The 21310-nt window shown below is 56.1% G+C and carries 17 protein-coding genes; all 17 read right to left on the bottom strand.

Features of this window, described 5'->3' with window-relative positions; all coding sequences use genetic code 11:
- Positions 1–60: 60 nt before the first annotated feature.
- Positions 61–2475 (bottom strand): S8 family serine peptidase, encoded by a 2415-nt coding sequence (locus MJ923_RS06595; RefSeq protein WP_240590420.1) that lies wholly within the window; start codon positions 2473–2475, stop codon positions 61–63.
- A 528-nt stretch (positions 2476–3003) separates the two neighbouring features.
- A complete protein-coding gene (locus MJ923_RS06600) occupies positions 3004–3390 on the bottom strand; it encodes a rhodanese-like domain-containing protein (protein WP_420854419.1) in 387 nt (128 codons plus the stop codon).
- A gap of 34 nt (positions 3391–3424) precedes the next feature.
- On the bottom strand, positions 3425–3640 hold the full coding sequence (locus MJ923_RS06605; RefSeq protein WP_126167332.1) for a YgaP family membrane protein: 216 nt from the start codon (positions 3638–3640) through the stop codon (positions 3425–3427).
- Between the two features lie 24 nt (positions 3641–3664).
- Positions 3665–6886 (bottom strand): efflux RND transporter permease subunit, encoded by a 3222-nt coding sequence (locus tag MJ923_RS06610; RefSeq protein WP_240590421.1) that lies wholly within the window; start codon positions 6884–6886, stop codon positions 3665–3667.
- Between the two features lie 15 nt (positions 6887–6901).
- Entirely contained in the window at positions 6902–7897 is a 996-nt protein-coding gene (locus MJ923_RS06615) for an efflux RND transporter periplasmic adaptor subunit (protein WP_240590422.1), read from the bottom strand.
- Between the two features lie 139 nt (positions 7898–8036).
- A complete protein-coding gene (locus MJ923_RS06620) occupies positions 8037–8753 on the bottom strand; it encodes an SIMPL domain-containing protein (protein ID WP_240590423.1) in 717 nt (238 codons plus the stop codon).
- A gap of 81 nt (positions 8754–8834) precedes the next feature.
- Positions 8835–9212 (bottom strand): VOC family protein, encoded by a 378-nt coding sequence (locus MJ923_RS06625; protein ID WP_240590424.1) that lies wholly within the window; start codon positions 9210–9212, stop codon positions 8835–8837.
- Positions 9213–9318: 106 nt separating this feature from the next.
- The gene (locus MJ923_RS06630) at positions 9319–10617 is read right to left on the bottom strand and encodes a porin (RefSeq protein WP_240590425.1); all 1299 of its coding nucleotides are present in this window, start codon (positions 10615–10617) and stop codon (positions 9319–9321) included.
- Positions 10618–11039: 422 nt separating this feature from the next.
- Positions 11040–12488, bottom strand: coding sequence for a sodium/proline symporter PutP (gene putP, locus MJ923_RS06635; protein WP_240590426.1), 1449 nt, complete (start codon positions 12486–12488; stop codon positions 11040–11042).
- A 228-nt stretch (positions 12489–12716) separates the two neighbouring features.
- Positions 12717–13421, bottom strand: coding sequence for a DUF3379 domain-containing protein (locus MJ923_RS06640; protein ID WP_240590427.1), 705 nt, complete (start codon positions 13419–13421; stop codon positions 12717–12719).
- A complete protein-coding gene (locus MJ923_RS06645) occupies positions 13414–13977 on the bottom strand; it encodes a sigma-70 family RNA polymerase sigma factor (protein ID WP_126167324.1) in 564 nt (187 codons plus the stop codon). Before MJ923_RS06645 ends, MJ923_RS06640 begins: the two co-directional genes overlap by 8 nt.
- A 156-nt stretch (positions 13978–14133) precedes the next feature.
- Positions 14134–15747 carry a BatD family protein gene (locus tag MJ923_RS06650; protein ID WP_240590428.1) on the bottom strand — a complete coding sequence of 538 codons (1614 nt, stop codon included), beginning with the start codon at positions 15745–15747 and terminating at the stop codon, positions 14134–14136.
- Positions 15741–17798 (bottom strand): vWA domain-containing protein, encoded by a 2058-nt coding sequence (locus tag MJ923_RS06655; RefSeq protein WP_240590429.1) that lies wholly within the window; start codon positions 17796–17798, stop codon positions 15741–15743. The genes MJ923_RS06650 and MJ923_RS06655 overlap by 7 nt, the downstream gene beginning before the upstream one ends.
- Positions 17795–18784: a vWA domain-containing protein gene (locus tag MJ923_RS06660; protein ID WP_240590430.1), complete on the bottom strand. Its 990-nt coding sequence runs from the start codon at positions 18782–18784 to the stop codon at positions 17795–17797. Before MJ923_RS06660 ends, MJ923_RS06655 begins: the two co-directional genes overlap by 4 nt.
- Positions 18785–18786: 2 nt before the next feature.
- Positions 18787–19356: a DUF4381 domain-containing protein gene (locus tag MJ923_RS06665; protein WP_240590431.1), complete on the bottom strand. Its 570-nt coding sequence runs from the start codon at positions 19354–19356 to the stop codon at positions 18787–18789.
- A gap of 5 nt (positions 19357–19361) precedes the next feature.
- Positions 19362–20321, bottom strand: coding sequence for a DUF58 domain-containing protein (locus MJ923_RS06670; protein WP_240590432.1), 960 nt, complete (start codon positions 20319–20321; stop codon positions 19362–19364).
- Positions 20321–21277 (bottom strand): AAA family ATPase, encoded by a 957-nt coding sequence (locus MJ923_RS06675; protein WP_126167318.1) that lies wholly within the window; start codon positions 21275–21277, stop codon positions 20321–20323. The genes MJ923_RS06670 and MJ923_RS06675 overlap by 1 nt, the downstream gene beginning before the upstream one ends.
- Positions 21278–21310 lie beyond the last annotated feature (33 nt).

Below are 21310 nucleotides of genomic sequence, written 5' to 3' on the forward strand. Positions count from 1 at the left end.
CAAGCCATTCAAGTAAATAAAAAAGGAGCCCAATGGCTCCTTTTTCTATGGGTTAACAGATTACTGGAAAGACAGCTTCCAGGAATCGATGTAGCCGGTGTCGCGGCGGGCGCTGTCAACAGCCTTCAGCTTCCAGGTACCCTGAGACTCGATACCTGAGGTGTTCACTGTGTAGGTCTTGTTGATGTTGTCAGTGCCTGAGCCTGTGTTGTCGTGCAGCACGGCAACCTGGCCATTGGGGGCAATCAACTCAACCTGCAGATCACCTATGTAGGTGTGAATGATGTTCACTTCCACGGTCACAGTGCCTGAATCACCTGTGCGGGTCACGTTGATTGGGCTGGTGATCCCGGCGGTGCTGTTGTCCGGAATGTTGTAGTTGTCGGTGTTGGTGTAGCTCACAGGACCTGTAGTACCACCGCCATTGCCGCCACCATTGTTGTCGGTGTAGCTGGCAACCAGGTTCACACCGCTGAAGGCGCTGTAACCCTGAACCATCACATAGTAAGTACCTGCCTGTGCGTTGGCGATTGGGCAAGACTCGGCGTTACCGCCTTTCCATGGACGGCAGTCGTAGCTGCTGGTGGTTGGCGCTGCGCCGTACTGAACGTACAGGTCGGCATCACCGCTGCCACCGCTCATGGCGAAGTTCAGATCAGTGGCACCGGCTGGCACGTCGATATAGAAGTGCAGCTCGTCACCCTTGGCACCGCTGAGGTTGGACTTGGCTACGCCATTGGTCATTTCAGCGTCTGAGCCGCCATTTCCGCCACCGCCATTGGTTGGGCCGTCACAGGAAGCGTCCAGATACTCTTTGGCAGCCACAGCATCCACCAGACCGTAACCGGTTCTGTCGTCACGGCCGGCTACATCCAGATCTTCAGCAGTCGCACGCAGGGCGGCACGGACCTGAGCGGCGCTACACTCTGGGTGATAGCTCCACACCAGAGTCGCTACGCCGGACACGTGTGGAGTCGCCATAGAAGTACCGTTGTAGTACTCGTAGTCTTTGCCGCCTTCGTTGGAGACGGTAACCGAAGAGCCTACACGGCCACGCAGCGCCAGACCGGTGGCACGGTCAACAGATACAGACACCTTGGTCAGCTCGCTGTTGGTGTCGACCACGAAGGGGTTTTGCAGGCCTGGCAGGTCGCTGTTGGAGTAAACGATGGTGGCTGAGGCACCGGCGTTTTGACAGGCCTTGGCTGCGTTGATTTCAGGATAGCTTGAACCCTGATTGCCGATACGTTCAACCAGACACACTTTGCCGGTCATGTTCCCGCAGTTGAATACGCCGCCTGACACGCTACATTCGGCCAGAGTGGCAGTCACAGTGCCGTTGATTGGGGCTGGCGCATAGCTGGTGCCAGATTTCACCAAACGGTTGTGCGGCACAACGCCGTTGTCAAAGTAAGACTGACCGCCGATCACTATATCGGCCAGACGGCCTTCGCCGCGGGTCACGGTAGACAGAATGGCTTCACCCGGACCAGATACTTCCACCTGGTTGGTGTACTGGGAGAAAGCTGCATGGTGCTTAGTGCTGTCCACTGCGGCAACAGACACTACGCTGTCGTAGGACGCTGGGTAGCTGTGGGTGTTGTCGCCATCGTTACCGGCAGCGGCAATCAGCAGTACGCCGTTGTTGTAGTGAGCGGCAAGGGCATTGCGCTCAGTGGTGCTGGAGCTTGCGCCGCCCAGCGACATGGAAACCACGTTGGCACCGTTGGCCACACAGGTGTCGATGGCGCTGACCAGACCGGATGAGTAGCCCCAACCAGACTCGTTAAATACCTTGATCACGTGGATGTTGGCGTTGCGGTTAGGCAGTACACCCACCACGCCTTCGCCGTTGGCGATGGCGGCAATGGTACCGGCAACGTGAGTGCCGTGGGCATTGTTGTTGCCAGGCTCAAACCAGTTGCCAGTGCCTGAGTTGTTGGTTCCGGTAACATTGTTGCCGGACAGATCAGGGTGACCACGATCGTAACCTGAGTCGATGATACAGATGGTGCGGTTGCCGCTTAAGTTGTCTGCCAGCTGGGTGGCGCCCACGAAGGTTTGACCCCATGGCGTGGTTTCAGACAGCAGGCGACGTGGTACGTCTTCTTCAACAAATTCAACGTCGGCACGGGCGCGCAGGGCCTTGATGCCCTGATTGTCCAGCTTCACTGTATAAGCGTTGCTGCGGCCAATACGCTTCATTTCTTTGGCGCTGGCAGCGTTCAGGGCGCGGTGATGGCCAAATACCTCGTGGGTACGTGGCTGGTACTGCATGCTGTTGATGCTGTCTTGGGCGCTGAACAGTTCGGCGGCGGCGTTATTTTTGAACTTAACCACATAACGCTTTGGCAGAGGTGAGTGATCACCATCGGCAAACATGCCGTTGGCAGGAGCTGCGTGGACACCGGCTGAAATAGCCAGTGCCAGGGTTGATAAACCCAGGGCGAAAGTTTTTGTGTTTTTGCTTGTCATACTCGTCTTCCGTGTTGCAAGAGGCAGAACATATCGTTGTTATTAAGCGTCCGTTCGGTATAACTGCGAAAAAATCCGTTTTTCGGCAGTGAATGTATCCAGCAGTGACACAGTTGTAAATGATATGTAAACGGAATGGCGTGTTGCAGCTATGATACAGGTCAGAGCTGTTGTTTGAATTTATATTCACATTAGGCCGATCATATTCAAGTTTGCCTTATGGATGTGAATCATTATTCGCGGGACTGAATGAGGCTTGTATCGAGGTCAGAAAGGCACTTCAGCAGAGGTGTTTCAGCTATAGCATTAAAATTATTAAAGATTTATTTCTCTTATTCTTATTGGGAATAAGTTATGCGAATGCTTGTGGTTCAATGGTGTTTTATAGTGCTGGATGCGTAAAACTGCATAAAAGCGCCATTTTTATGGCTGAGTCAATTGGATACCGCTTGCTGTGCGGCCTGTGCATTTTCATTTATGCAACAAAAAAGGCACCCGAAGGTGCCTTTTTGAATCATCGCCTGCCCATTATTTGGACTTGGTGGCGTTTTCAGTCGAAGCCAGTGTTTCATAGGCTCCGCCGTTGTATGTATTGCTGTAACCGTCGGCTATCAGGGCGTCGTTGGCAACACCGCTGCGGCGGCCGCTGCGACAGTAGAGTACAACCTGAGTGTCTTTGGCGATACCGCGGGCGGCAAATTCGGCGCTGATCTGCTCGAAGGGGATGTTAATGGCGCCTTCGAGGTGTCCGGCGGCAAACTCATCCGGCGTACGCACATCCACTACCATGGCACCCTGATGAATACGCTCCCAGGCGGCCTGGGGGTCTTTATCAGCTGCCACAGCAGTATTTGATGCCACAAGTAAGGTGGCAGTCAGCAGGGCAATATGCCAGATTTTGGCCAGTATCTTCACGGTATCTCCTTGATTATTATTTGAGTTATTGCGCCTATTGTTTGAGCTTACAAAGCTCAGCCTCCGATTTTACCCCCATTTTGCGCATCAACATGGCAGCGGGGCAGAATCCGGTAAAGGCACTTTGGAACAGATTAGCGCCGACAAACACGGTAAGCCAGACAAAATTGTGGTTCACCCAGGCGGTGAGGGCCAGTGACAAGAGCACCATAAAACCGGCAAAAGCCATGATAGAACGTTCGAGTGACATAATTTCTTCTCCCAATAGCAGTGATTAGTGGGTCTCATAGCCGTGCCGCATAAAGGCATAATAGAGCACGGGGATGACGACCAGCGTCAAAATGGTTGATATAAAGATCCCGAAAATCAAACTGATAGCCAGACCGTTGAAAATCGGATCGTCCAGAATAAACAGCGCACCTATCATGGCGGCAAGCGCCGTCAGCATGATGGGCTTGGCCCGCACCGCGCCCGAGTGGATAACCGCCTGAGCAAAGGGGACACCGCGGTCAACTTCCTGATTAATAAAGTCGACCAGCAAAATCGAGTTGCGGACAATAATCCCCGCCAGCGCAATCATGCCAATCATGGAGGTGGCGGTGAACTGTGCCCCAAGCAGGGCATGGCCCGGCATTACCCCAATCACGGTCAGCGGAATGGGCGCCATGATGATGAGCGGCACCAGATAAGAGCGGAACTGAGCCACCACCAACAGGTAAATCGCAATCATGCCCACCGTATAGGCGATACCCATGTCGCGGAAGGTTTCGTAAGTGACTTTCCACTCGCCATCCCACAGCACGGCCACTTCGGTCAGCCCTGAGGGTTGAACCACATAATGCTGGGCGTAGCCCATCTCCTCGCTGTCTGTGATGGTGCCGGCCATCTCGAACATACCGTAGAGCGGGCTGTCCAGTGGGCCTGCCATATCTGCCACCACCATCACCATGGGGATGAGGTTTTTGTGGATGATGGGCGCATCAATCACCCCTTTACGGATAGTTACCAGTTCAGATACTGCTACCTGACCGCGGCTGCCGGGCAGAGTCATACCCATGATGGCATCCAGATCCAGTTTGCTGGCTTCTTCAAGCTGCAAACGGATAGGCACAGGGCGAGAGCGATTGTCGATGTGCAGCACGCTCACATCCTTGCCGCCCACTGAGGTGGCCACCAGATCCACAATCGAGCCATAGGGCACCCCAAGAAGTGCGGCTTTGCTGCGATCGATAAGCACCTGCCACTTTTGCTGGGCGGCCGGCAGGAAGATGTCCATATCGACCACATCTTCTGTGGTTTCAAATACACCCAACACCTTGCGGGCCGCTTCCTGACGCAGCTGCTCATTCGGGCCATACACCTCGGCCACAATCGGCGACCACACCGGCGGGCCGGGGGGCACTTCCACCACCTTGACGTTGGCGTTGAAACGGCGGCCAATCTCCTGCAGTGGTCCACGCACCGCCAGCGCAATGCTGTGGCTGTCGCGGCTGCGGTGTTTCTTGTCCACCAGATTCACCTGAATATCGCCAAGCTCAGGGCTTGAGCGCAGGAAGTAGTGACGTACCAGGCCGTTAAAGTTCATCGGCGCGGCTGTGCCTGCGTAGAGCTGCATATGCTGCACTTCTTCCACGCTGGCAAGCTCATCAGCCAGTGCGTGCAGCACCTTGAGGTTTTCTTCAAAGGTGGTGCCCTCCGGCATATCCACCATCACCTGGAACTCTGACTTATTGTCAAAGGGCAGCATCTTCAGCACCACCGCCTGCAGCGCAGGCAGGGCCACGGCAACCATGATAAGACCCACAATTCCCAGCCCCAGACCGAGGCGTGCCTTGCGGCCTTCATCGCCGCCAAGGAAGGGGCCAATCAGGCGGGTGAACAGGCGTACCATGCGCGGATCTTCACCGCCATGGGCACCGGCGTCATTCGCCGATTCACCATGGTGCTCATGGGATTTGAGCAGCTTGCGACTGAGCCAGGGCGTGAGCACAAAGGCCACTGCCAATGAAATCAGCATACCCATGCTGGCGTTGATGGGAATGGGGCTCATATAGGGGCCCATCAGGCCTGATACAAACGCCATCGGCAGCAGGGCGGCAATCACGGTAAAGGTCGCCAGAATTGTCGGGCCACCCACTTCATCCACGGCCACGGGAATAAGCTCCTTCATCGAGGTCTTGCCCATGGCCATATGGCGGTGAATGTTTTCCACCACCACAATGGCGTCGTCCACCAGAATGCCGATGGAGAAGATAAGCGCGAACAGGGACACCCGGTTTAAGGTAAAGCCCCAGGCCCAGCTGGCAAACAAGGTCAGCGCCAGGGTGATGATAATCGCAATGCCCACCACCAGGGCTTCACGCATCCCCATGGTAAAGAGCACCAGAACCACCACGGCTGCGGTAGCAAAAATCAATTTAAAAATCAGCGTGTTTGATTTATCTGCGGCGGTTTCGCCATAGTTGCGCGACACAGTGGCGTGCACATCGGCCGGCAGCAGGGTGTTTTCCAGCACCGCCAGACGTGCAATCACATCATCGGCAACGTCTACCGCGTTCATGCCGCTTTGTTTACCAATGGCGATGGTGACCGCAGGATAGCTGCCGTCTTTATTTACATGTTGCACCTGGGCGCGGGGCAGGTCGCTTTTCAGGCTCACTTCGGCCAGATCTGCCAGATACACAGGCTCGCTGTGGCCACCGGCGCCGCTGCGAACCGCCACCACCAGATCGCGCACATCATCGACACTGCGCAGGAACTGGCCGGTCTGCACCTTGATTTCCTGATTGTCCTGCACCAGTGGCATGGGCATGGAAATCTGATTGTTGCCCATCAGCGCCTGATTAATATCGGCATAACTGAGGCCATGGGCCGACAGGGCGGCCGGGTCGATGCGCACATTGAGAACCAACTCATGTTGTCCGAGGGTGTAGATCTCGCGGGTGCCGGGAATGCGCTTAAGCTCGGTTTCCAGCCCACGGGCAACATGAGTCAGTTGTTCTGGGGTTGTCTGTTTCGATTCTGACCACAGCGTCAGGCTGACAATGGGCACGTCATCAATACCACGGGGCTTGATTAATGGCTCACCAACGCCTGCGCCGCTGGGCAGTTTGTCGAGGTTGGAATAAATCTGATTGTAGAGCGCCACTATGGCGTCGTTGCGTTTTACCCCAACTTCAAAGATGGCAATGATAAGGGCACCATCAGGCTGAGAGAATGAGTAAAGGGTATCTATGCCTTTGATTTCAGAGATAACCTGCTCGGCAGGCAGGGTCACCAAATGTTCCACCTCCGCCGGAGTGGCACCGGGGAAGGGGATAAACACGTCGGCGAAGGTCACATCGATTTGTGGCTCTTCTTCTTTGGGGGTGATCATTACCGCGAACAGGCCTAAAAGCAGCGCCAGCAGCGCCAGCAGTGGCGTGATGGCACTGGCCTGAAATGCGCTGGCGATACGGCCCGAGATCCCGAGTGCAGCTTTGTTTGAGTCAGTCATGGCTCATCCTCAACATCAGTGGGCTTTAACGGCGTAGCCATCAATGGCAATGATGTCGCCATCGCTGAGGCCAGAGAGAATCGAGATCTTTTCGCCCTGAACCTTGCCGGTACGAACCTGAGTCAGTACAGGCTTGTCGCCGTGCATCAGGTAAACGGCACTGAGTTCGCCGCGCTTAACCAGCGCAGAGGCTGGCACCAGCAGCATGGGGCGTTTGCCCTGCACAAAGCTGGCCTTGGCCCAGCTGCCCGGCTGTACCTGGGTGCCCTGCGGCAGGTCGATACGCACCTGATAGCTGTGGCTCTGGGGCGAGGCGAAACTGAAGATGGTCAGCGCATCTGAATCCAGAGTGCGGCCATCGGCCAGGGTGACACTCACTTTGGGATTGGCTTTCAGACCGTCGAGATAACGGCCGGGCACCTGCATCACGGCGCGCATATGTTCGGTGCCAAACCCTGACAGCAGCGGCTGACCGGGGTTAACTGTTTCACCCAATTCGATATGACGTTCGGTGAGCACGCCGGCGAAGGGGGCATAAACAGTGGTGTAGCTTAAGGATTCACGGGCTCGCACTATGGCGGCATTGGCGGCAGTGACAGCCTGCTCGCTGCTTTTGGCACGGGCAATGGCTTCATCCAGGCTGCCCTTGGAGATAGCGCCCTTGGGAAACAGGTCCTGATAGCGTTTTAAGGTGGCCTGGGCCTCGGTATTGACTGCAATGGCGCGGGCGTAGTCGGCTTCGGCGGCGGCCAGCGATGCCCCTTGCTCCTTGCTGGTGATCTCCAGCAGCGCAGCACCGGCAGGCACCTGGTCATTGACATCGAAGTGGATTTTCACGATACGGCCCGAGGTTTGGGCTGATACGGTGGCGGCCTTGACCGGTTCAATCAGGGCGTCCAGAGTCAGCAGCTGGTCTTCCTCAGTGTGTAGCACCTTGATAGTTTGGCCGGCAGCGGCACCCAGGCTCAGGGCAAGTAAAGAAGCGCCCATGAGCAGTTTGAAAGAGGTCATAACAAAGCTCCCAAAAGTTCCATGAGAAAATTCTAATGAAAAGTTCAGTGCTCGGCAATCATTTCATTAGAAAAATTTCATGTATCGTGATCAGGGTAATAAAAACAAAGGGAAGCCAGTGGCTTCCCTTGTCTGAAAATCAGTCTGTTAAATAATAGGTCACGGTACTGACCACCCGCACCTTTTTGATTTGCGGTGAATTGCTGTCCCGGTCCGAAATAATAAACTGGCCCTGGCTGGCGGTTTTGATTTTGCCGAGGCTGGAGCTTGAGTCCTTGGCGAACTTCTCAGCCACTTCACGGGCATTTTGCGTTGCTTCCTGCACCATGGCGGGTTTGATGCTGTTCAGTTCGGTGTAGAGAAATTCCGGCCGGCTTTCGTATTCATTACCGCCAATGGCAATGCCATCCCGGGCGAGGGCGGCAATTTGCTTACGGGCTTCGAGCAGCGCCGATACCTTGGTGGTGTAGAGCGAGACAGTCACCTTGGCGGCGTAGCGGAATTTCAGATTGGGATCGCTGTAGCCCTGGGCGGTTCTGTCTTCGATGGCGGGCAGGGAGAGGGTGATTTCATCATCGCCAAAGCCCTGTTTTTTAAGGAAGGCCACGACTTTGTTGGTTTTGGTTTCCACAGTGTCGTACAGCCGTGGCAGGTCGTTGTCGACTTCGGTAAAGCGAATAGGCCAGATGGCGACGTTGGCCATCACTTCCTGCTCAGCCAGCCCTTTTACGCTGACCGTGCGCTCCATGGCCTTCAGGTTTTGGGCGGTGTCCTTGATACTGATGCCAAGAAAACCCAGGCCGGCCGCCACAGAGACGCCCAGCAGCAAGGCTGGCAGTGATAGACTTCTTTCCATAGGTAAGTTCCTGCGGTAATTACAGAATTTACCCAAGAATACGTGAAATACTGCCGCCTTGCATCAGCAAAGGGCATGACCTCAGTCGGTGTCACTCATTTGCCAGAGTTCTACCTTGTTACCGTCGGGGTCGATAAACCAGCCAAAGCGGCCAAACTCGGTGTCTTCCCGCTGCGGCAGCACATTGGCACCGCCGGCTGCGGCCTGAGTCAGCACGCCTTCGAGGTCGTCCACCACCAGATTGAACATAAAGTCGTGTTTGGAGGGGGCGAAATAGTCGCTGGACTCATCGAAGGGACTCCAGACGCTGTAGCTGCTTTTGGGCAGGTCGGTGGCGCGAAAGGCGCAGCCTCCCCAGTGTTCCACCGGCAGGCCGAGATGGGTCTTGTACCATTCTGCCAGCGCCTGCGGGTTTGGGCTTTTAAAGAAAACGCCCCCCAATCCAATCACCTTTGCCATGTGTTTTCCCCTGTTTGGGCAATGTCTGCCTGATTAAAGGGTAGGCGACAGTGGCGATGGATACAAAAAAGCCGCGACAGGCGCGGCTCTTTTTTCAGTGCAGCTATCAGAACTTATAAGAGTACTGCATAGAGTAGTAAGTGGCGTTGGAGCGGGTGTGCGCCACTACGTCGCCAACGATGGCGCTGGTTTCCAGTACTTCAACATCTTCACCGCGAATGAAGGCCACACCAAAGTCGATGGTGGACTTGGCGCTGAGGTTGTAGCTGGCACCCAGGGTGTACCAGTTACGGTCTGAATCCGGGATAGAGATAGAGCTGATTTCGTTTACTACGCCCTTGTCGTGCATGTAACCGGCACGCAGAGTCCAGGCATCGGACAGCGTGTAAGTACCGCCGACACTGAACAGCCAGGAATCATCCCAGGCATAGTGCTTCAGCTGTGAAGAAGGAATGCTGACATCGCCCAGACGGCCATCTTCGAGGGTGATTTCTTTAAAGTCGCCCCAGGTGGTCAGCTGCGCGGTGTAGTGCATGGCAAACTTCTCGGTCAGCTGGTGAAAGCCGGCAACCTGGAAGATATCCGGCAGCGGGATAACAATTTCATCGTAGTTGGCAGCAGCGCCGGCCTGAGGCACGAACTGGCTGACGTCGCCGCTGGCTTTAAACTCAGGGCTGAAGCGATAGCTCATACCGATACGGTTGTCGGCGTTGAACTCGTACACAGCGCCCACAATGCCGCCCACGGCCCAGCCGTCAGCATCCACGTTCACCAGGTTGACGTTGGTCATGCCAACGTTTGGTACAGGCAGCTGGCCTTCACGGGTCAGTTTGCCTTCGCCGTAAATCAGGTCGATTCCGGCGCCCAGGCTCAGCTGGTCGTTTACACGGTAAGAGACACTGGCGTTGAGGTTCATGGTGACAACTTCGGTGTTGCCCAGCAGATCAACCGGTGCAGGGATGGTGCCCATACCTGGGATGGTCACCACATTGTTGGCCAGTGCGCCCACGTCGGTACCGGTGCCGAAGTTGGAGAAAGCCGCCACACCAAAGGCCCATTTATCATTGATGGGGTTGATGTAGTAGAAATTAGGGATGATTTTGGCTTCAGCGGCCGCATCTTCGGAGCCGAAACACACAGGAGAGCCGTTCAGGCACACGTCTTTTACGGTGACGTCGATATCTGCGTAGGTCACGCCCATGGACAGGGCGGCGCTGTCAAACAGGGCCATGGCAGCTGGGTTACGTGACAATACTGAGGCGTTGTCGGCAATCACGGCATCACCGGCGAAGGCACGGCCAACACCTGTAGCTGAATGGCTGTTAAGCTGGAAACCGGCAGCCATGGTCTGGGTGCTGGCCAGGGCAACGGCGGCGGCAAGCAGTGTCTTGTTGAAGTACTTCATCGTCTCTTCTCTTTTTTGTGGTCATGCCGCAGGCAAAAGGGCCTGTCGGTAAAAATTAACTTGGCATCTTAGGAGTATGACTGTACCGCAACAAGTCCGACCAGAGCTTTTGCTTTAGTTAAAATCTGTTAAAAATCAGTTAATTTATATGACTTCTTGATAAGCGAATTACTGATGGTGGCGTTTATCTGTTTCACTGGGCTGGCCAGTTGGCGGGGATTTGTGACAAGTTGAATGTGGAAGGTTGTTTAGTTAAGCATTTACCAAATTAGCTTGGTTTGGATACAAAGGGTTACAGTTTTCAGACAATAAAAAAGCGTACAGGTGTACGCTTTTTTATCTTTCGGGACTTAGCGCATAGGGTTTGGCAATGGCTTATATCCCCGTGACCTTATCTGGACTGTGCTGATTGAAGCCGCTGGTTAAAGCCGCTGTTTGAAGTCATCAAAGGCGCTGGTGACTTGCTCGTCCACTTTTGCCAGCTTGCTGAACACCACCCCAGCCAGGGTAGCAAACACAAAACCCGGCAGAATTTCATACAGGTCGAAGATGTCACCACTGAGCTGTTTCCACACCACAACGGTAACGGCACCTGTGATGATGGTCGCGATGGCGCCGGTTTTGCTGTAATCGCGCCAGAACAGCGACAGCAGAACCACAGGGCCAAAGGCGGCACCAAAACCTGCCCAGGCGTAGCTCACCAATCCAAGAACGCTGCTTTCGCGGTCAAGGGCAACGACCCCGGCAATCACAGCAATCGCCAGTACCCCAAAGCGGCCAACCAGCATCAGTTCTTTATCCTTGGCCTCGGGACGGAACTTGCGATAGAAGTCTTCTGTCACCACACTTGAGCACACCAGCAGTTGGGAGTCGATGGTGCTCATGATCGCCGACAAAATGGCCGCTATCAGCAGACCGGCAATCCAGGGATTAAAAGCGACCTGGGCCAGATGGATAAACACGGTTTCGGCGTTTTGCAGTGGCTCGTTGGCAAAGTACAGGCTACCGGCAAGCCCTGTGGCCAGCGCGCCCATCAATGACACTATCATCCAGCTCATGGCAATACGGCGGGAAACCGGCAGATGATCAGGGCGCTCAATTGCCATAAAACGCGACAGAATATGTGGCTGACCAAAGTAACCAAGGCCCCAGGCCATCAGCGAAATGACCCCAAGCAGAGTGGTGTTTTCACTGATAAGCGACAGCATCTCGGGGGAGAGCGAGTCAATGCTGGCATGGCTGTCGGTGTTGGAAAAAATCGCCATGGGCACAATCAGCAGGGCAATCAGCATCAGACAGCCCTGGAAAAAGTCGGTCCAGCTTACCGCAAAGAAGCCGCCCACAAAGGTGTATCCGACGATAATGGCCGAGCCAATTACCAGCGCTGCGGTGTAGTCGAGGCCAAACACTTTCTCGAACAGGATAGCGCCACCCACCATGCCGGACGAGGCATAAAAGGTGAAGAACACCAGGATAGTGAGGGCTGACACAAACCGCAGTACACCGGCTTTGTCGTGGAAGCGCTTTTCAAAAAAGTCAGGCAAGGTCAGGGCATTGTCTGCCAACTGGGTGTAAATCCGCAGCCTTTTGGCCACAAACAGCCAGTTAAGCCAGGCGCCAAGCACCAGACCTATGCCAATCCAGGCTTCACCCAGACCGCCCATGTAAACGGCCCCTGGCAAACCCAGCAGCAACCAGCCGGACATGTCGGATGCGCCTACGCTCAGAGCGGTCACCCCCGGGCCCATTTTACGGCCACCAAGAATGTAATCGTCGACGGAATCTGTGGCCTTAAAGGCCCAAAAACCTATCCCCATCATCAGGACCAGATAGCCCACAAAAGTAACCAGAATCGGTGTATCTATGCTCATGCTGTGTTAACCGTCAGTTTTTATTTGAATTATGTTTTTCCAATCCGAAGGCAGTAAGCTACCCCAGGTCAAAATAAGCGTGGTTCGAGAACAAATCGGATTGGTGAAGGCATGCTATCAGAAGTTTGCGCGGGATCCCAATATGGACCCAAATAGCGACGCTAATCTGACCAGTCCCCCGGAAAAGGGACTCATCAGATCAGCGGATATGACAGAAATGAAATCGAGTTAGATAAAGCTTTGCCGAATTTCTTTCTTGGCGGCTTCCAGTGCTGAGGCCTGTTCACCGACCAGCAACATAAAGGCTTCGTCGGTTTTAAAGCCAAGCCCCTGATAGTGATTGTCGGCAAACTGCTCATCGAGCTGCATCCGCTCTTCCAGCGGCACAATAAACAGGGTGACCTTGCCCTCGGCGCCTTCCAGCACCAGATGCAGGCTGCGCACGCCCTGAAAATCGCAGTAGGCCTTGTACACCACCCGGCCGGGGGCCGTGTTGAAATGAGCCTGCTCCAGACCGCGGATGCTCACCAGGCTGGCATTGAGATCCCCAAGCGCCACATCACTTTCACTCTTTAACGCCTTGGTTTCGTGGTACACGTGGGCGAGGGCATGTTCGCCCAAATCCACCGGTCCCAGGCGCAGCAGGCTGAAACTCAGGCCAAAGGCAAAGGCGATGGAGGCAGCCATCGCCACCATAAAGGTGGTGCGTCTGCGGCTTTGGTGGTGCTGAGTTAGCTGCTGACGCAGCAGCAGTTTCTCGGCCAAATCTTCAGGTACATCCACTTTCATGGCTTTTTCCAGGCGCCGGTCAAGACTCTTTAAGTCATTGACAAAGGCGTCCCGGCCTTCAGCTTCACCCATGGCCTTCAAAAATTCAGGATCCTGACTCTGGGGCTCGCCATAGGCCCGGCGGCGAAACTCAAGTTCATCCATTTGATTGACCTCGGAATTCGGGTTGTTCGAGCGCTTCTTTAAGCTGGTTTCTGGCTCTGAAGAGGCGCGTCATCACGGTATTTCGGTTCAGCTCGAGCAATTCGGCAATTTCATCACCACTGAAACCACCAATTACCTGCAACACCAAAGGTTCGCGGTATTCGGGCTCAAGTTTGGCGATTTGCCGTCTCAGCCAATAATGTTCGGTTTCATCCTCGGTGCTCTGGCTGATGGCATCTTCCAGGGCGTCCTGCTCGATGTCGCTGTAATCAAACTGCTTACGCTCGAAGCGGCGGGCATTTTCGCGGCGAAGAATGGTGATAAGCCACGCCTTGGCAGCCTTGTCATCCTTGAGGGAATCCAATGACTTCCAGGCACGCAAAAAGGTTTCCTGCGTGATATCTTCGGCCACGTGTTTATCGCCGCAAAGCCAGTAGGCGTAGCGGTACACATCGGCATGCAGAGCCCTGACCAGGCTGTCGTAACGTCGTTGTTTGTTCAGCATGTCAGAGTTGACCGACTCGGGTGCGAATTTCTTTCGCATCTTGGAAAACATTTTTTATCCCCAGTCCAATAGCCAGCCTCCCGGGCGGGAGGCTGGATGCCCCGGCCGCATGATGAGCTATTCGGGTTACTCATCTGCGGCCTGACATATTCAGTGTAGCATTGCGGATTTTACCCCGGCGTGCAATGGCACGCCTCGCAAAACTCTCTACGGATTTAGGGACTTGAGTGCGGTATCTGGGGTTTTGGCAGGGGCCTGATGCAGCGCCTTGAGAGCCTGTAGCAAGGGCGCGCCATCGATGGCACCCTGCTGTTTGCCATAAAGCGCCCGCTGAATGGCATCGAGCGCTGCGGCGAGCTGCGGCGACAGGGATTTGGCTTTTTCCAGGGTGACGTTATCGCCGGTTTGAGCTGAGAGATACGCCAGGGTCATATTCAGCATGGCCTTGCCATCACCGGCGGCGCAGGCCTGCTCGAGGGCTCCTTTGGCGGCGCTTTGCGGCGCTGCTTTCAGGGTTTCTTTCTGGCTCGCAGGCTGGCGCTTACGGCTGCTGAACCAACCGGCTGCGGTGGCAAGCCAGCCCAGCGCAAAAAAGGCGGCGAGCCATGGCCAGAAACCGGCATCGGTTTGTACTGTCACCGGACCTGGCTGCGGCAGCACCGCCGTTTGCGGCATCACGCCGGTAACCCGGATGGTGCGGGCCGGAATAACCGCCACTTCGCGCTTTTTAAGATGCGGGTTCCACCAGGGCACTTCGATGGCCGGTAACTCGAAGGTGCCGACTTCATTGGGCACTATGGCTTCGGTGAGCCTTAACTGAACTACCAACTGTTCGTCCCGCAGGAAGGTTTGAACTTCGGGTTTTTCGGGGTAGGTTTTAAGCTCTGCGGGCAGCACACTCGCCAATGACGGCAGGCTGGTTTCGTCGGCATTGGACGCCAGCAGCGTTAGGGTGCGGGTAATGGGGGTGCCAAGGGCAAACTCTTCCACATCCTCGGGGAATTCTTCTTTCAGGGCCACTACATCAGCCACAAACCAGTTGCCCTGCCAGCTTTCCGGCTTGCCTTTAACCGACAGCTGTTGTTCTTTACCGGTTGCTCGCATTGGCCGGCTTTCGTTGAAGCTGAACATGCCGCCATTGCCGCGAACCGGCACCAGCACATCCCCTTCAAATACCGGTGGCTTGACGATGAGTGGGCCTGCTTTGTCAGGGGTGATGCCATACACACGTTCAATCACCCGGAAACGGCGGCCATTGACGATATCCATCGACTCTTTGTCTTCGCCAAGCTGTTTTATCCGCGCGCCTTCTATGGCCGGAACCGACAGATCGCCGCGCTGCAGATCCACCGCCAGGAACAGTTTGACCTTGTACAGCGCCATCTGCCCCAAATACACCTGGGATTGCTGCAACTCGGAAGTCACAAACAGAGTGCTGGAAGTGCGGTCGACGCTTTCCCGCTCGCTTACGGTAAGTGAGATAGGATTTGACGACACCCCATCGATTCGGAAGGCCGGGATTTGCAAGGTGCCTGTACTGCGGGGTGTCAGTAAAATCTGCCAGCGGGTTTCCTTGTGGCTGTCGAAATTCACGATGCGTGTCGAGCGGCTCATGCTGGTGCGGCCCACCAGAAAGTTGCGCATCAGGCCTGAAGTGTCGAGACGGCTGGCTTCCACCTCATCGTCGGCGACTATGGTAAGCACCAGGCTTTCGTCGCGGCCTACGGGGTTTTTATCGACGGAGGCATCGAGGCGACTCAGTGCCCAGCTGTGGCTTGTGACTGTCAGCAGAAAAAGGCCTGTTAGAAGCTGTTTTACCACTTTTCTTTTTCCTTTCTGTGATCGCCGCGGGCACGGCGGATCTGATATTCCAGTTGCATCTTGTTGCGAAGCAGTACCGCTGGGTCATCGTTCACGGCTTTGAGGGCTCGCATCATTTCCGGCGGCAAATCAGACTCATTGATACTGGGGTCGACCACAGCTACCTCAGCCTGCTCGCCCTGGCTATCGTCCTGTTTGTCACCCAGCGACGCGCTTTGGGCAGCTTGCTGATTGTCGTCCGCCTCGGCGGCCTGATTGGCTTCGAGTCCCTGACCCGCTGCCTGCTGAGGCTGTTGTGCGTCTTTTTGCTGCGCGGCCTGGGCTGCGTCGGCATTCATGGGCGCATCCTGCTTGGCCTGGTCGTTATTGGCGTTATCCGCCCCGGGATCAGCCGATTCGGTCGACGTGTCTGACGGTTCAGGTGCAGGATCAGCGGAAGCGTCGTGCTGCTGTTTGGCATCGCCACTGGTTTTTTTGCCGTTGTCCTGCTGATTGCCGGCTTGATTGTCCCCGGACTGATTATCAGCCTGGGATGAGCCTTGCTGATCGCTGCCATTTTGCTGTTCGGAACTGTTTTGCTGGTTCTGATCACCCTGATTTTGCTCGCCAGACTGATTTTGTTCCTGGCTTTGAGACTCTTCTTTATTTTGATCTTTGTTGTCCTGGTTCTCGCCATTGTCATTCTGCTGCTGTTGCTTTTGCTGCTCGGCCAGCGCCTCTGCAAGCGCCTCTGCCAGCGCCTGGTTTTGTTTGGCGGCGGCAAGGTTGGGGTCCTTTTTCAGCGCCTCGGCGTAACGGTTGGCGGCATCGTCATATTTCCCAAGTTGCATCAACGCATTGCCCTGGTTATACAGGCCTGTGGCGGATTGGTCTTTGTTAAAACCATCGAGCGCCGCTTGGTAATTGCCGGCGCGGTAATCGGCGGCGGCCTTCCAGTCTTGGCGTTCGAAGCCAGAGGCTGCATCTTTAAAGTTGCCATCTTTAAAGGCGTCCATGGCACTTTGATCGCGGGTTTGCCAAATGCTGGCTTCGGCGCTTGGCGGCATTGCAGGCAGCAGGGCACACAGCAGCAGGGCACCGAGGATGCCGCGGCGGAAACTGACAAGCGCCGGCAGAAGCAGCAGCAGCGCAATGTAGGGCCCCAAATCCTGCCAGCTGTCGCCGCTAAGCTCGGTTTCCTTGGCGTCGCCTTCACGGTCAAGCCAGCTCACCAGGTGCTTTACATCGCTGCCATCGAGGCCCGCCGGCAGCCAAATACCGCGCTTATCACTGGCAAGTTTGGCGAGAACAGCGGCGTCCAGCCTTGGCATAACCAGCTCATCGTCATTGCCACGTACCAGCTTGCCGTCCGGCAGCTTCATCGGCGCGCCCTGGGCGGTACCGAATCCATAGACGGTGAGACGCAGCTTACTGTCTTTCAGCGCCCGGCGAATATCGGCAGCATCCACTTCATCCAGGCCATCAGTCATCAAAATAATGTCACCGCCAGGGTGACCGCCGTGCACCAGCAAATCACGGGCGAGGGTAACACCTTCGGCGGGGGACGACCCCAAAAGCGGCATGATATCCGGGCTAAGTGATGGCAGGAGGTTCAGCAAGGTGCTTTTGTCACGGGTAAGCGGGCTGATGACAAAGGCATCACCGGCATAGGCAATCAGGCCGGTATCGCCTTCCGGCAGCGCCTCAATCAGGTCGGTCGCCCTGAACTTGGCCTGAGTCACGCGGTTTGGCACCAGATCGGTGGCAAACATGGACACCGACATGTCCATTACCAGCACCCGGCCGCCACCGGCACTGAAGACCGGCATGGGTTCTTTTTTAAATGCCGGACCTGCGAGGGCGAGGGCGGCAATAAACCAGCTTGCTGCAAGCAGCCACAGCCCTTTACTGGCCTTGATGCGGTTGTCACCGGCCATTAACAGTCCCGCCAGATGGGGGGCTATGTAGCCCTGCCAGGCCGATACGGCGGCGCGGCGGCGCCATAAGAAATACAGCAGCAGCGCAAGTGGAATAAGGGCAAGCAGCCACTGCGGGCGAATAAAGTGGATCATCCTCTCCCCCTGGTTTGGCTGGTGCGTGCCAGAAAGCCAGCGCTGGACAGTGCACTCAGCAGGCTGAGCAGCAGCGCTGCGGCGAGTGGATAGTAAAAGAGTTCCTTTTTCGGCCGGTAAGTTTGCACATCACGGGCAACAGGCTGCAACTTGTCGATTTCCTGATAGATGCTTTCAAGCTCGCTGCTTGAGCGGGCACGGAAATAGCGGCCGTGGGTTACCTCGGCAATGCGTTCAAGCTGGGCTTCGTCCATATCCACTGAAGGGTTGCTTCGGTCGCGGCCAGCTCCACGGCGCACTGACACATCCGCGCCCACGCCAACGGTGTAAATGGTGACCTTGCGTTCGGCGGCAATGGCGGCAGCGGCATCGGGGTCTATATTGCCGGCGTTGTTGGTGCCATCGGTGAGCAGCACTAATACTCTGTTACTTTCTTCAAGGTTTTCAAAACGTTTTACTGCAAGTGCTATGGCTTCACCTATGGCCGTTTGGCGGCCAACCAGACCCACCCGGGCTTCCCGTAAAAAGGTTGCCACCGAGCGTCTGTCCAGGGTCAGCGGCGATTGCAGGTAGGCGTGATCGGCAAACAGGATTAAGCCGATGCGATCGCCCGCGCGCCGCTCGATAAAGTCGCCCACCACCTTTTGTACCAGGGTAAAACGGTCAACGATGCGGCCATCGAGTTCCATATCGGAAAACTCCATTGAGCCTGAAAGGTCAACGGCCACCATCAAATCCCGTCCCTGGCTTGGCAGCTCAATGGGCTCGCCAAGCCACTGCGGCCGGGCAACGGCGAGCAATAACGCAGCCCACATCAGGTATTGCAGATAGCGTTTGCGGCCAGCGCTGTTCGGACTTTGGCTAACCGACAATGCGCTGCTGCCGGGCAGATGCAGATGACCTGAAATGCCGGGCTGTTTGGCGGGGCGGATAAGCAGCGGCAAAGGCAGCAGCAGTAATATCCATGGCAGGGCGAGGGTCAGCATGGTTAAGCGCCCCCCGATTGACTGAGATTGGCTTTTTGGCCATGTGGCATTTGGCTGCCGCTCTGGTTAATGGCCGCCTTTGCCGTTTGCGGCAATGCAATCAGCCACTGTTCTGTCAGTGCTTTCAAGGCCTCTGCATCGGCTTTGGCCATGGGCGCTGGTTGATAGGCGCTTTGCTGTAACAGACTGAAGTTGCCCTGGGCATAGCCTGGCAGTCGCTGGTTCAAAAAGTCGGTCCAGGCTGCACCTGTGAGCGACGCGACCTCGGCGCGGGGAAAATAGCTTAATGCAGCACGCTTTAACAGGGCGCTCAGCTCAAGGGCAAACTGCTCTGATGCGGGAGAGAGCGAGCCAAGCAGCGACAGCGCCTCATCCCTTGGCCGGAGCCAGGCCTGCCTGGCGGCGCGGCGTTTACGCCAAAACCAGATAGCCATGGCCAGTATCAACACCAAGAGCAGCGCCGCTGCCCATACCCAGGGCGCGGGCGGCCAGGCGGGCACCTCGGGTGGCAACACTATGTCTTTCATTTGAGCCAACATCGGATTGGCCTGGGGTGAGGCGTTCGTATCCATGGCAGTTAACGCAAGTTATCCAGTTGATTTGCCAGCGGCTCGCCGGCATCGACAGTTTTCAGGTTGACCCCAAGGCGGCTCATCATGGCACGAAAATGGGCGCTGTTTGCCTGTTGCCCATGCAGCCAGGCATCGTATCCACGCCTGTCGAGCACTCGCTCTACGCCGGATTCTCTCACCGGCAGGCTGAAGTTGGCTGGCAGCGCAATGCGGCCTTCACGCAGGGGGTCGGTTATCAAAAAGGCGCCCAGCTCGCAGTGACGCTTAAGGTCCAGCAGCGGCCCGAGGCAGGCATCGCTGAAGCCGGCACCGTCGGACAGAATCCAGATAAGTGAGCCGGGTTTGGCGATGCGCCCAAGACGCTGGCAGGCCCGCAGCAGGTGGTCAGGCTCCCGCGGTGCCTGACTGAACTGCGACAGCTGGTGGTCGTGCACCTTGGTCAGGGCACTGATGAGTGCCAGCATACCCGCTTTGCGACTCTTGGGCTTGAGCTCAAGGTGTTCATGCTCACTGGCAATCAGGGCGCCGACCCTGTCGCCATGATTGGCGGCGCGCCAACCCAGGGTGGCTGCAAGGTGGCAAAGCTGCACGGCCTGCAGCATCAGGGTGGAGCCAAAATACAGGCTGTGGCTTAAGTCCAGCAGCAGTATGACCGGGCGCTCGCGCTCTTCAACAAACAGCTTGGTGTGGGTCTTGCCGGTGCGGGCCGTGACCCGCCAGTCGATGGTACGGACATCATCGCCCTTCTGGTACTGACGAACCTCGGCAAACTCCATTCCGCGGCCCTTGATTTTACTGGCGCGATGTCCGGCCATGCCAGCGCGTGCCTGACTGCGCACATCGGGTAGGGCTCGGGCCAGCTCCTGGCAGGCGAGTAGCTCCGGGGTATCCAGATGCACGCCATCGGCAAAGAGCGGCATGGCCTTTATTGGACGCGCTGAGGCTTTAACGGCTTGGCTTGGCATCAAGGCACGGCAACCTGGGTGAGAATATGTGCTATCACGTCATCGGCACTGATGCCTTCGGCCTGGGCGCGGAAGCTCAGCAACAAACGATGTCGCAGTACATTGGGTGCGACCGCCTGAATGTCTTCCGGTGACACGAAGTCGCGGCCATCCAGCCAGGCCCTGGCTCTGGCACAGCGCTCCAGTGCCTGACTGGCACGGGGGCTCACGCCATAGTCGAGCCAGTTGCCAAGCTCTTCACTGTATTTATGACCCTGACGGGTGGCCATCACCAAATCGACAATATAGTGCTCAAGCGGCTCGGCCAAATACAGCTCCAGCGCCTCGGTGCGGGCCTCGAAAATATCGGCCTGGGCGATAGGGGTTATCTGTGGCAATTCACCACTGAGCGCCTCATTGCGCGATAGCTTGAGAATTTGCCGTTCGGTATCGGCATCCGGGTAATCCAGATTCAGGTGCATCAGGAAGCGGTCGAGCTGCGCTTCCGGCAACGGATAAGTGCCTTCGTTTTCGAGCGGGTTTTGAGTCGCCATCACCAAAAAGAACTTGGGCAGCTTATAACTTGTCTTACCCACAGTAACCTGACCTTCGGCCATGGCCTCCAGCAGTGCCGACTGTACCTTGGCCGGCGCACGGTTAATTTCATCCGCCAGAATAAGGTTGTGGAATATGGGGCCTGACTCAAACTCAAAGGTGCCGGTCTGGGCACGGTAGATGTCGGTACCGGTCAAATCCGCAGGCAGCAGATCCGGCGTAAACTGTATGCGGTGGAAATCGCCCTCAACCCCGTCGCACAGCGCCTTGACCGCGCGGGTCTTGGCGAGGCCCGGCGGGCCTTCAACCAGCAGGTGGCCATTTGCGACCAGGGCAATCAGCAGGTTTTCCGTGAGCACCGGCTGACCGATGATCAGGGTGTTGAGGTATTTCCTTAAGGCTTGAAATCGGCTCAAAGGCATGATGCTACTCGATTTATTCTATTGATTAGCTTG

The sequence above is a fragment of the Shewanella zhuhaiensis genome, assembly GCF_022484835.1.
GTDB lineage: Bacteria > Pseudomonadota > Gammaproteobacteria > Enterobacterales > Shewanellaceae > Shewanella > Shewanella khirikhana.

Excerpts from the sequence above, each read along its gene's own strand:
- MJ923_RS06595 (WP_240590420.1), bottom strand. The coding sequence starts at position 2,475 with ATGACAAGCAAAAACACAAAAACTTTCGCCCTGGGTTTATCAACCCTG.
- MJ923_RS06605 (WP_126167332.1), bottom strand. The coding sequence starts at position 3,640 with ATGTCACTCGAACGTTCTATCATGGCTTTTGCCGGTTTTATGGTGCTC.
- MJ923_RS06610 (WP_240590421.1), bottom strand. The coding sequence starts at position 6,886 with ATGACTGACTCAAACAAAGCTGCACTCGGGATCTCGGGCCGTATCGCC.
- MJ923_RS06615 (WP_240590422.1), bottom strand. The coding sequence starts at position 7,897 with ATGACCTCTTTCAAACTGCTCATGGGCGCTTCTTTACTTGCCCTGAGC.
- MJ923_RS06620 (WP_240590423.1), bottom strand. The coding sequence starts at position 8,753 with ATGGAAAGAAGTCTATCACTGCCAGCCTTGCTGCTGGGCGTCTCTGTG.
- MJ923_RS06625 (WP_240590424.1), bottom strand. The coding sequence starts at position 9,212 with ATGGCAAAGGTGATTGGATTGGGGGGCGTTTTCTTTAAAAGCCCAAAC.
- MJ923_RS06630 (WP_240590425.1), bottom strand. The coding sequence starts at position 10,617 with ATGAAGTACTTCAACAAGACACTGCTTGCCGCCGCCGTTGCCCTGGCC.
- putP (WP_240590426.1), bottom strand. The coding sequence starts at position 12,488 with ATGAGCATAGATACACCGATTCTGGTTACTTTTGTGGGCTATCTGGTC.
- MJ923_RS06640 (WP_240590427.1), bottom strand. The coding sequence starts at position 13,421 with ATGGATGAACTTGAGTTTCGCCGCCGGGCCTATGGCGAGCCCCAGAGT.
- MJ923_RS06645 (WP_126167324.1), bottom strand. The coding sequence starts at position 13,977 with ATGTTTTCCAAGATGCGAAAGAAATTCGCACCCGAGTCGGTCAACTCT.
- MJ923_RS06655 (WP_240590429.1), bottom strand. The coding sequence starts at position 17,798 with ATGATCCACTTTATTCGCCCGCAGTGGCTGCTTGCCCTTATTCCACTT.
- MJ923_RS06660 (WP_240590430.1), bottom strand. The coding sequence starts at position 18,784 with ATGCTGACCCTCGCCCTGCCATGGATATTACTGCTGCTGCCTTTGCCG.
- MJ923_RS06665 (WP_240590431.1), bottom strand. The coding sequence starts at position 19,356 with ATGGATACGAACGCCTCACCCCAGGCCAATCCGATGTTGGCTCAAATG.
- MJ923_RS06670 (WP_240590432.1), bottom strand. The coding sequence starts at position 20,321 with ATGCCAAGCCAAGCCGTTAAAGCCTCAGCGCGTCCAATAAAGGCCATG.
- MJ923_RS06675 (WP_126167318.1), bottom strand. The coding sequence starts at position 21,277 with ATGCCTTTGAGCCGATTTCAAGCCTTAAGGAAATACCTCAACACCCTG.